Raw genomic sequence first — 12,002 nt, forward strand, 5'->3', positions numbered from 1 at the left:
TCTGGAATAAAACTATAACAAAAAATGAGGAACAGAGCCAACTACATGTTAGGCTCTGTTCCTCATTAACCGGAATCACCCGCTGAAGTTTCGAATGAAGGTGACTTTCAAATCTGTAAGAATATTATGACAAGCGCGTCACACAAACTGCCATTTTGTTCATGGACATTTCAATAATGTCTTAAGACTTTTTGCCGCTAAAATAAGAAGATTCGCCTGATTGGGTGTCAGCGTCTTTCCAGAAGCCGCCTGGACAGTTGAAATGAATTGATTCAGGATCTGGCAACCTGCTTTGCTTGTATTTCCTGCCTTATCCGTAGCCAATGCATTGAAGACTTGAGAGAGTCCCGAGCCTTCCGCCGCGATAACGATCGGATTGGGGCAAGTCGAAACACCGGACAGAGGATCTGAACAGGTAAAGGTCACCTTTACGGTACCTTTATCCCCCTTCTTAGGATCCGGGACAATGGTATATGCCGTGTTAATGACAGGCGGCGTCTTATCCAAATTAATCGTCACCGAGGTGGAAGCACTGTTTCCGACATTGTCGACCGCAGTACCTGAAATCAGTTGGCCCGCCCCCTCATTGGAAACGGTCACCGGTCCAGGACACGAGGCAATTCCCTGACCGGTATCGGAACAGGTAAATGTGACCACGGTATTCGAACGGATCCAGCCGGACGCATTGGCGAGCTGGGAAACATTCGCCTGGATTGAGGGGGGAGGGGTAGTAATTAGGCGGGTAATCACAAAAGGTGAAAGACTCGAAGTGACGCCGCAGACTTGATGGTTGGCAGTATCCAGCGAAGTGGTAATATTGCTCCAGACGCCATTTCCCGAATTATGCAATAGAACAATCTGGGATCCTGCCGGAAAAAAAGAAGGGTCATAGGTATTGCAAATGGATACATTCCCCGAAAAAACTGCATCCGTTGCAATGTTGAAATAAGCGGATCGAGTACTATCAAATCCGGAAGGAAGAGGAGGGAGTCCCGACTTGGGCGGAAGAGGATTAACCACTGTATTACCAGCCTGGATCACATTGTCATAGAGAAGTGAGAAAAATGGGTACGGATTCACGAGGACACCCAATCCGAATTTAGTCCTCCCGTTTGAAATGACCAGTTCCGATACCATGCCACCTGCGGCGTGGGATTGAATGTGACAATGGAATAACCATCGTCCAGTCGGATCACCAAAATGTGTTGTGGATGGATCAAGGGCGTCAAGTGTTTCTTTCACCAGATCCTTAATGGCGACCTTAAAAAAGAGAGAGACATGGGGCGGGACGCTAACGACATCTACAAACTCTGTTCCTCCGTAATTCCAACGCTTCCCGGCAGCGGTGAAATAAAGGGGCTGCATTGAAAATCCATGCAAGTGAAACGGATGATCATCATCTGTATCGTTATAGACCTCCCATAGAATGACGTCGTTGAGATTAGCATATTTGGCGGATGGCGGATGAGGGAGCGTATGCAGCCAGGAGAAGTCGTTAATACCGGGTTCGCCATTGGCGCTATAAGTGAACGTCGATCTTGCACTACCGATAAATTGTCTATTATCAGTTCCCAGTGGAGCCACTGCGTTCGCCTCGGACAACATGACCTGGCCCTCGGACAAAGCAAGAGGTATTAAACGGGAATTCGATGTGAATTGAAAATTCAAAAGAGGAAAGCTTGGATCAATCGCCTCGGTTGGCATTATTGCCGGATTGAGATCCGGAGTCGGCCTTAAAAGTCTGGTCAGCATCAGAGATTGAATCTGGCCAGTCGAGCCGACTGGAATGATCACCACATGGGCCCGCTGGCCCGGCGCCAAAACGATAGAACCCTGTGGATAACCCAGATCGATCGTCCCACCTGAAGGATCTGTATTGGCTACGCTACCCCCTTCGATTCGAACGCTGTTTAACAATCCACCTTCTCCCCCAATTCGATAAATCGTGCCGGGAAAATCGAACCGATAATAAGCCTGAGTCGTTTCATTGATTAATTGCAACCGAATCCCATCTCCTGAATTCAGCTTAACGATTTCTCCCTTGGCTTCATTCTTAGCAGCCGATACCGTAACATCCGTAAGCGGTACTACTTTCTCAGTAGCGGGAAGAACTCCGCTGTCAATGAGGCTCTGCAAGGGTGTGATCTGACCTGCTCCGGCATAATCGTCAACAACCAAAACACCTGCAAGACCTGCCGCCATCTGGTCGAAGGCTAATGTGGAATGAGGATGGTAAAAAAAGGTGCCTGCCCGGGGAACGAAAAAATCATATAAAAAATCATCTCCAGGCATGACAGGAGATTGAGTCACATGCGTGCCATCACTGGCATTGTTCCCTTCAATACCATGCCAATGGATCGTTGTATCATTGTAAACATCAGGCATCCAGGAATAGGGGACTGCGGGAAGCCGGTTCTGAAAATGAACAATGACATGATCCCCTTTTTTTACCCGGATCGTAGGCCCTGGCACAGAATTATTATATCCATAAACCGTTTGCCCATTTTGCACCTGCTCGGCAGTCAAAGTCGTTTCAAATACATTCGGACTCGTTGTGTTATTGCTTGCGTCCGTGGTTGAGATTACGGGGAAATAGGAGAGTTTTGCGACAAAGGCATCCTGGTAGCCTCCACCGTAAGTTCCCTGGACAGGGTTAGTCAAAGAAAAATTAGTCGCAGAAGTTCCTCCGGTCAAGTATGCATTCCCTGCTGAATCCACGGCAATGCTGGAGCCAAAGTCCTGGTAACTTCCTCCAAGAAAGGTGGCGTAACCCAGGGCAGAAGCATCCGCATTCAGCTTCGCCACAAACACCGCTTCTCCTGTCAGCGTGTGTTGAATCGGAAGTCCCGCTATGGGGAAATTGGAAGAACTGGTTCCTCCCGTCACATAGGCATTACCTGCGTCATCCACTCCGATGCCATAACCATTGTCTTCGCCGCTGCCGCCCAAATAGGTCGAGTAGATCAAGTCCGACCCCGAGGAATCAAACGGATGGATCTTCGCGACAAATACATCTGTCCCCCCGCCAAATGTACCTTGAAAAGAAGTCCCTGCCAGAGGGAAGTTCGTCGATCGGGTGGAACCTGTCATATAAATATTGTGAGCGCCATCGAGGACAATATGCCAGCCTATGTCATAGTCGCTTCCACCCAGAAAAGTGGAATAGATTTCGGCGGACCCGGCCGCATCGAGTTCCGTCAGGAAGGCATCAAAATTTCCACCAATTTGGTCCTGAATGTGGCGGCTCGTTATGGGAAAGTTAACGGATTTTGTTTCGCCAGAGACAAATGCATTGCCCGAAGCATCTATCGCTATGCTGTGCGCATCATCATAATCACTCCCTCCCAGATAAGTCGAGTAATCCAATGCCGTCCCCGCGGCATTGATCTTTGTCACAAAGGCATCCAGAATGCCGCCGCCGTACTGAGCCTGAAACGGGTTAACGGTAGGAAAATTAAGGGAACGCGTTTCCCCGGTCACATAAGCATTTCCGGAAGAGTCGATTGCGATGCCCGTGGCATCATCGTCATCGTTTCCTCCGAGATAGGTGGAATAAATCAGCGAATAACCCGTAGAATTGATCTTCGCGATGAATGCGTCCGAGTATCCGCCCCCGTAAGTGCCCTGCACGGGACTGGCCATGGGGAAATCGGTTGAACTGGTAATTCCCGTGACATAGGCATTTCCGGCGGAATCGACTGATATGCTAGCGCCATAATCATCCGCACTCCCTCCCAAATAAGAGGAGTACACCAGGGCGGTACCCGTTGAATTAAATTTGGCCACAAAAGCGTCCTGGTGAACCCCAATTCCGCCTAATCTAAACTGGAAAGGGTGTCCCGCTAATGGAAATACCGTAGAAGTCGTCGCGCCTGTCACATAGATATTTCCTCCGGCGTCCAGAGCAATTGCCAAACCCATATCATCGATATTCCCCCCAAGATAGCTGGAATAATTCAATACCGGATCAATGGTGAGGGGTTGTTTTTTATCAAAATTGCCCACTTCAAATGAATATGCAAATTTGCCCGATTCTCGTAATATTTTGAATTTTCCTCCCAGTTCGATCCGTTTACCGTCGATTTCCTGATACACAAGGGGCTTTTTCTGAAGGATTTTGCCATCATTTAATTCAATTTCAAGATCCCCATTTTTTGTTAAAACCAGATTCTTGATCCCTTCGTAGGCCAGTTTTATTTTTGAAAGGTCACCTCCCGGTTTCACGATAATGTCATACTCCATCTCACTGTTGTTACCATAGAATTTAATATCGATACCGGGATAGATTTCTCGGTAAACAATTTTCTGGTAGGATGACAAATTTCTTTTCCACTTTTCAGGATCATTGCCGATAAAATAATTGACCTTTCCCTCCTGCTCACCTTCGGCAACGATCTGGAATTTTTTATTTGCTTGCAACGGAACCAGTTTAAGGAAAGTGACCTGGTTGCCGTCGTTTGATCCATCAACCCGATCTTCCGCCATTCGGTTTTGCGTCACGATTTGGCTCCCATTGGCCAGATTAAAATAAATGCCCTCTTGCGTGAAGTAAGTAGAATGACCTTTCCCCTTTTCAAAAAAGGCAACTTCTGGTTGTACAGTTCCATTATTTTGGATGAAAGAAAGTGGAAGCTTGCCATAGGATTCGTCGAGCTGAACTTTCTTGACCTTTTTTGAGTTCTGAAGGGGCCTGTCTTTTGACTCAGGCATGACATGTGATCCTGGCATAGCGAACGCTGGAACGGCGGACCAGATCCATGGTGCCGCAATCCCGATAAGCATTAATAAAAAACGCTGTTTATATAAAACCATTACTCGACTCATGACATCCTCCTAAAAGTTGAATTTCCTAAGAAATCAGTTATTCAATTCATATCTAATAAAAAAAACGATTGCTTCCATCTGGGCCTAAATCATCATCCACACATCGAATAAAAAAGCCGAACTGCCGAGATCATCAATATCATTGATCACCTCGGCAGTTCGGCTTTCTTAAAAACATTAAGACCCGTAACTTTGCGCACTGCCGTCACCAGCAGTTTGCCTTTATAGAAGGTTTATTTCAAGTCTGTTAAATCTTATTCTTAATATCGATATCCCATTATTATTACGTATCAGATTGTCATCAATTCATTCATTAAGAGAAATGAACATGAATTTTTACGATTGTAATGGAAATTTCTAACCGGAGTCAACCGGGGAGTTTGGAACAACTTTTAAAAAATGACAAACGGTGAGTGGTTGTTACCCGTTATCTTATTTCACGATCATGTCTTTCGCCATCGTGTCTCTTGTCATTATGGTTTTCCCCACTATGTTTCCCACGATCGTGTCTTTCCCGAGGCTCTTCAGCCCGGAAATGTCTTCCACGATAACGATCTTCGTGGCCACGATATTCTCTGAAGGCATGTTCACGATGCTCCCTTATTTCCTCAAGCCGATGCTCCCGGAGGCCACGAGGGATTCTTCTCATTTCGGTGCGGACCCATGGACCTCTATAATAGCCAGAACGGTACCAATTTCGGTTCACGTAGTAGTAATAAAAGTTGTTGTTAAAAAAGAGATCATGCGGTATCCCAATTGCGATATAAACCCTGAGCCCTTCATCATAAATCATTTCCGGAGGTGCCTGAAGTTCAATTGGAGGTGGTTCATTGATCATTGGAGGGGAAGGAACAGGCTGATCACCAAGATGAATATCGAGGCTTACCTGAGCTTGAACCACTGTGGGGGAAAAACCCAAGCCAAATAAACTCAATCCAAAGAGTATTTCTTTTATCATGATTTTCCTTAATTTTAAAAGTTTATAATTAGCGATTCTAATACTTTATCTCGAAGTAACGAGCAAAAAGGACTTCCAGTTCTCTACCCGAACTCTTAACCTCCAGAAATCAAGCGATCCAGATAAAAAGAGAAATCCCCCTTTACATATTGTGAATATACTGAATATATCAGCCGGTCAGTTTATTGACCAGGAGTTCTTTGACTTTGTTCGGAAGGATCTTGGTGTAAGTCTGAAATAGATTGGCTTTTTTTGTCTCGTATTCACCTTGAGATAATAGCCCGGCTTCTTTCATTTTCTCCAACAGGCCCAGTTTTTCAAGGAGAGATTCCTGGACGTCTTTGTTGAGGTTACTAACTAGGAGTATGTTCCGGTCCATTTGTTTTGCGCGAAATAGTTTCAATAGTTTTTGAACCAGATATGCTGTGATTCCGGCCACCAAAAGTGGAATTACGATTGAAAGAAACCGGTACATTGAACTGCCAACTACGTGTCTTCCTCCGTTGATAAGACCCCATGAAGCTAGCTGGGCTTTGATCGGAGAGGTCGTAAACGTGGAAGCAATCCACGTTCCTGTAATCAATGCTGCAATGGCGCTGATTCCGGGGATTTGATTGTAAATCTGTTTAAGAAATTGGAAGGAAAATTCTCTTGATTCCTTTATTATTTTTGCTCTATCCAATTTTTTCAGACCCAAAAACACTTCAATGATCCTATTTATTAATTTGTGCAAGAATTAAATCTACTCTAATTTGAAATATTGTCAAAAAGTAAGTTTCATTCCGCTTTCTGAATTCCTGTATTTCAATTCACCCCAATTCAGAGAGGTTCTTTGCAACCTGTTGGTCCTGAGAAAAAACTCCCGTAACCTGGTGATGTTCCCTAAAGAAGGTGTTCCTACGGAGTTGCCGTCAAAGTGAAATCATGGATGACGTCGCCAGAACTGATGTCAACAGTCGCACTTTGTTTCACATAGCCTATGGCAGAAGCTTCTACCAGAAAACTTCCTGCAAGAGATGCATCGGCTGTTAACAGGATCGGAAGGGGCCCGTAATTCCCTAGTGAAGGGGGGCCAGTGGGAAGGGTTAACGAGTAACTTCCTGTTGTGGAGTTTGCTGAAATAAATCCGACCGCCATGGTAGGACCGGAAGGAAACGTCTGTAGAGCTCGAATATTTGCCTCAGCACTTCCAGGAAGAACTGTCCCATTGACGACGTGAGTGGAAGAACTGTTCAGACTGATAGGATTCGTAATATCGCTAATTGTGGACGTAACTTGAGCTGTAACGGGTACCGACTGGATTATAGCCGACGCATGATTATCAGCCGTTATGACCACATCATATTGTCCGGCTGTGCTGCTCTGTTGAAGGGGAGAAAGAATAAAGTTTCCTGTTCCATCCGGAACAGTTGATTTAATAATCGTTCCACCCTGTTCTGCAAAGACTATCGGCTTGGCATTGAGAAGTGCCGAATCGAGTCTCCCCACAATCCTGCCACTAATACCCATGGGAATTACGGTGACGACCGGTTTTAAAGCATATCCTCCGTTTCCTTTTTGGACAATGGAATGACAGGCATCAAAATCTAAAGCAAGATCTACAAGCGAGTCAGCAGCAACATCGAATGCGTGAATTAGTTTGATACCACTTTGGACGGCACTCGGTGTATCGAGGGCCGTTTCTATTCCACCAGTGGGGATTATGGAGTTATTGAAAGGTCCACTTTGAGAGTTGGGAACCAAAACAAGACGGACTTGTGTATAATGTCCTGCCGGTAACGCCGTTTGTCCAAAATCCTCTAATACGCCATTTACGAGAGAAGTTAGATCGATCTTTTTTGACGGAGTGAGCGTGATGTCACTCCAGCCGTTGTCGCTCTGGCTGGCTGTAGCGCTTTGATGGACGCGTATTTTGGAGACCGTAACATTGACATGGTCAAATCCACAAGTAGGCATATCGGTAAGGGAAACGGATAAGCTCCCCATTCCGCCGGAAATTCCAGAACTACATCCAGTTAGAAGCAGAACTAAGGAAGTTATCATTTTAATTTTTCTAAATATCAAGTTCATCATCATTCTCCTCATGTAGCATCAATATGCTATCTATTCTAGACTTTCATTTTAAAGTTTGCACCCTGATTGGGTTTGTAGATAGGGAATTGATAAAAGTATACAGAGACATTTAAAAGCAATGTTTGTGCCCTTATATTTGAAGGGGGAAAGTCTGTAGAATTAAAGAGTTAAAAGCCCCACTCTAGGCTTTAAGGTGCCAGATATTCGGCAAAACAAAATTTTGCCAAATTAATTCTATTAACTTCCAAAGATCGAGATTACGGAATATCAGTCCCGGTTCTTTCAAAACCATAATATATACTTTCCGGAACTCGTTATTATTCCATAACCCATTCCCCACATTCGTGTATAGTTATTGATATCTGGCAGGATCAATTATCATGTCGTGACAAAACATGGCAATCTTGGGAATCGATGTTGACGAGTTGAAACCATCGATCAATTAGAAAAAGTTCGGGAAAAGACCGACTATAATCTGGAATTAGGCAAGGCGATCAAAGGGACGGGTACATCGCACAACAGGGAGCGGTATCCAATAATGAAAGGTTGGCAGATGAAAAAGAAAATGATTATTTTCGTAGTTATACTACTGATTCTGCTCATCGCCGGCACCGTAGTCTACGTTCTCACGAACTTCAACTCCATCGTGAAAGGAGCGATAGAAAAATACGGCACCCGTGCAACGAAAACGGCTGTCCGAGTATCCTCAGTGAAAATAAAACTCAGAAACGGAGAGGGCGCAGTCCTTGGATTGAAGGTGGCAAATTCTTCCGGCTTTTCTTTTCCGTTCATCATTACTCTTGACAACATAGCAGTCCGGATCGAAGTGACCTCAGTCACGAACACGCCCATTGTTATCGATAATATTCTGATTTCTGGTCCTGAAGTGTTCTATGAAATGAAGGAAAACGGGACAACGAATGTGGATGTCCTGAAGAGAAATCTCACACCTTCAGCTTCCCATTCAGAAGAGCTGCCACAAAAAAACCCCCGGGACAAAGAGATCAAACTGATTGTCAGAAAGCTCGTATTCGAGAAGGGAAAGATCCACGTTCGCATTGCAAAGCTGGTGGATAATCCTTATATAGTCGAGCTGCCCCGTTTGGAGTTGACCGATATCGGCAAGAACGGGGAAGCCACTCCTTCGGAGATCGCGCATATCATGGCTACCCTTCTAGCTGAAGAGACTGCAAAGTCCGTTGCCAGGACCCAGGGCGAGCATTTGCTCCGTAAGGGTGCGGAAGAACTTTTCAACAAGTTTCTCAGCAAGTGAGCCGGACTGGTTGACCGTGTTCGGCGGAGCAACAACGCAGTTTTCAGACTTGTTCGTGAAGTGAAATACTTCCTGGAATCGAGCATTGGCCTAAAATAAAAAAAATCCATAGAGTTCGAGCGCCCACCCTCCCACAAAAATTAAAATCGTTAGCCCTTGTGACATTTCCTTCAGATGTTGGGTCCGGAGACTTTGAACGCAAATGCAAAGAACGCAGCCAGGCAGAGAAAGACGAACGCAACGATATAGTTCCATGCGAGTTTCTCTTTTAGAAACGTGATCGCGAAAACAGTGAAAACAGCAAGCGTGATGATCTCTTGAATAATCTTGAGCTGGAATCCAGAAAACTGACCATAACCGAAACGATTCGCTGGCACCGCCAGGCAGTATTCGAAAAATGCGATCGCCCACGAGACAACTATTGCTTTCCAGAGAGACCAGTCGTGTCCATATTTCAAGTGTCCATACCACGCGAAAGTCATGAAGATATTCGATAAAACCAGTAGAAGAATTGTAGTCATCTAGTTGTTACTCCCAAAGTATGAAATTAGAAATAACTGATTTTCCAACGTATTTCAGAGCTTAGCACGCTGCAGGAATAGAGGCAAATATAGGATGGATTCCGAAATAATTTTTAGTCCGGTTATTTCAATAGTCTCGTGTATTTCCAGAACGACCCCCACCCCTCGTTGAGGGCACTGACAACCGGAACCTCTACATTCAAGTTCATTAATTTCATGAGGTGGTTAGAAAGACTTTACGCAACGAAATCCAATAGTAAATGTCTTCGTGGAAGGATCCATACCTGTCCGTGTTGCTGTCCTGAGGGCAAGTGGATCATCGTTCCAGGAGCCTCCGCGGACAACTTTATGTACTCCCTTCAATGGCCCGGAAGGATTATAAATTGGACTATGGAGATAATACCCCGGGTCCCACCAATCGGCGACCCATTCCATGACATTTCCTCCCATTTGATAAACGCCGTAAGGGCTATTCCCTTCAGGGAAAGCATTCACGTCGACCAGGGGAGGATAAAGACTTTCCTTTATCAGCTCAATGGACAAATTTGAATTTATCAGTTGCTTTCCGAAATTGGCCAGAGTGGGATCCGCTGGTTGATTCCCCCAAGGATAGTTGATTTCATTTACTCCCCTCGCGGCTTTTTCCCATTCAGCTTCTTTGGGAAGCCGTTTTCCATTATTATGGCAAAATTCAACTGCGTCAAACCAGCTCACTCCCGCTACGGGGTGATTTGCAATCTCAACCGGGAAGCGGGATTCTTTCCAGTAAACAGGAGATTTACGATGTGTCCTGAGGATAAACCGTAGGTATTGAGTATTGCTGACTTCATATCGATCCATCTGAAAAGTACTCAGAAAGACGGAATGCAGGGGCTGTTCTGTTGCATATCCTCCCTTATTTTCTTTTGTACTACTTCCCATTTGAAACCATCCCGAGGGAATAGTAACCAATCCTTCATAGGTTTCGAGTGGTGGCTGGGATGACGGATAAACTTCCGTTGCACCCGCAACAGATACCGCAGTCACAGTCATAAAATAGACAAGAAAATATTTCATCATAACAAGTTGATGTGATAACCGTCTCCCTTTTCGACGACTATTCAGACTTCAAAGGTTAAATCAGTCGAGAGTATTTTTTCTTAATGATCCAATCTCATTTCGTTAAATTTCCCAATTTTAATAATTCAGTCTTATGCCCAGAATGATTTACCTAAATAAATCGGGCGAATTAAATCGAGCATGGAAACTATTCCGGAAATGGTGGAATTCGAAGAGACAGCCAAATGTCTCACATTATGTTGATTCATCATGTCACTGGCTTCATTATCCGATCTTTCTTCATCAATGATAAAAGGAATAGACATCACTTTTTCCACTCTTGTGACATAGGGATTTAAGTCTTCTGCCAAAACATTTCTGATAATATCGGATTCTTCCAAAATTCCAATGACTTCCCCTCTTTTGCAAACAAGGAGGCTTCCCAATTTCACTTGAGCCATCAGGATACTCGCATCACGAACTGTTTTATCCGCTTCTATCTTTACTGGATTGGTTGTCATAATCTCTTTTAATTTCATCATAGGGAAATGATCCTTTCTTACAATAAACTCATTGAAGTTAGAGGGCTCTAAATAGGAGATTGGGCTCCTGTAATGGCAAACATTAATCCGTAGATCGCCTGCAGCATTTTTTCCATGCCGATTTCTTTTACCGATTTACCATATTTTTAGACCGTGAAACGACCAATAAGGCTTTATGGTGTTTCCGCAGTTGAGATCCTGCGAAAGTGATTAAAATCAGACTCCGTAATTACCCCTTTAAAAACAATTCCCAGAATGGAGAGTTTACCGTAATTCAGGCAAAAAACGACGCTGCCTTCTACTCGGGTCTCATAGACATTTGTCGACAATCCAAACCAGCTCAGTCCCATGGATATGGTAGATCCTTTTCCAAGCCATTTTGGCGAAACGATGCAAATACCGCTTCTGCTGATATTCCAAACGGTTGACTGGAATGTGATTCCAAGGGAGGGAATCTCCGCCTGAACCATTCCCGGAAGAGTAATTCTTTGATAACTTCTACGACGCTCATTCAAATCCGCTTGAAATGAATATTGAGTTGAATTTTGAGACCGATCAGGCCCAAATACTTCAATTGAGATCAAAACCATTCCGCCAAAGAAAATGAGACCGGTTAAAATTGCGAGTAGAGTCAAATCATTTTGCAGCATCGAAATGCCAAATTTCATATAGGTTTCCATTTTTCCTCCTATAAAAACACTTTTCTAGCTTTATTTAATTTAAACAATGGTTGAAACTGACAGTTCATAAAGATATAGAAAAACAAGATCCAT

At 44.4% G+C, this 12,002-nt stretch carries 9 protein-coding genes and 1 riboswitch; of the genes, 1 reads left to right on the forward strand and 8 read right to left on the reverse strand.

Going from position 1 to position 12,002, the window contains the following annotated elements:
- Positions 1-159: 159 nt before the first annotated feature.
- From HY200_02005 to HY200_02020, 4 genes are all read right to left on the reverse strand, one after another.
- Positions 160-4,824, reverse strand: a complete 4,665-nt coding sequence (locus HY200_02005) for an SBBP repeat-containing protein (protein ID MBI3593710.1) — start codon at positions 4,822-4,824, stop codon at positions 160-162.
- Positions 4,825-4,974: 150 nt separating this feature from the next.
- A riboswitch (cyclic di-GMP riboswitch) is annotated at positions 4,975-5,055 on the reverse strand.
- 196 nt (positions 5,056-5,251) lie between these two features.
- Entirely contained in the window at positions 5,252-5,782 is a 531-nt protein-coding gene (locus HY200_02010; protein MBI3593711.1) for a hypothetical protein, read from the reverse strand.
- A 169-nt stretch (positions 5,783-5,951) separates the two neighbouring features.
- Positions 5,952-6,485, reverse strand: coding sequence for a hypothetical protein (locus HY200_02015; GenBank protein ID MBI3593712.1), 534 nt, complete (start codon positions 6,483-6,485; stop codon positions 5,952-5,954).
- 194 nt (positions 6,486-6,679) lie between these two features.
- Positions 6,680-7,852, reverse strand: a complete 1,173-nt coding sequence (locus tag HY200_02020; protein MBI3593713.1) for a DUF4382 domain-containing protein — start codon at positions 7,850-7,852, stop codon at positions 6,680-6,682.
- A gap of 568 nt (positions 7,853-8,420) precedes the next feature.
- On the opposite strand from HY200_02020, the gene HY200_02025 reads away from it, so the two are divergent.
- Positions 8,421-9,128: a hypothetical protein gene (locus HY200_02025; protein MBI3593714.1), complete on the forward strand. Its 708-nt coding sequence runs from the start codon at positions 8,421-8,423 to the stop codon at positions 9,126-9,128.
- 170 nt (positions 9,129-9,298) lie between these two features.
- Here the strand turns inward: HY200_02025 and HY200_02030 are convergent, their stop codons facing one another.
- The 4 genes from HY200_02030 to HY200_02045 form a co-directional block, all read right to left on the reverse strand.
- Positions 9,299-9,649 carry a DMT family protein gene (locus HY200_02030; protein MBI3593715.1) on the reverse strand — a complete coding sequence of 117 codons (351 nt, stop codon included), beginning with the start codon at positions 9,647-9,649 and terminating at the stop codon, positions 9,299-9,301.
- 225 nt (positions 9,650-9,874) lie between these two features.
- Positions 9,875-10,708, reverse strand: coding sequence for a formylglycine-generating enzyme family protein (locus HY200_02035; GenBank protein ID MBI3593716.1), 834 nt, complete (start codon positions 10,706-10,708; stop codon positions 9,875-9,877).
- Positions 10,709-10,839: 131 nt separating this feature from the next.
- Positions 10,840-11,229, reverse strand: coding sequence for a CBS domain-containing protein (locus HY200_02040; protein ID MBI3593717.1), 390 nt, complete (start codon positions 11,227-11,229; stop codon positions 10,840-10,842).
- 173 nt (positions 11,230-11,402) lie between these two features.
- A complete protein-coding gene (locus tag HY200_02045; protein MBI3593718.1) occupies positions 11,403-11,909 on the reverse strand; it encodes a PilZ domain-containing protein in 507 nt (168 codons plus the stop codon).
- Between the last annotated feature and the right edge of the window lie 93 nt (positions 11,910-12,002).

The sequence above is a fragment of the Nitrospirota bacterium genome (assembly GCA_016194305.1).
Classification (GTDB): domain Bacteria; phylum Nitrospirota; class Nitrospiria; order JACQBW01; family JACQBW01; genus JACQBW01.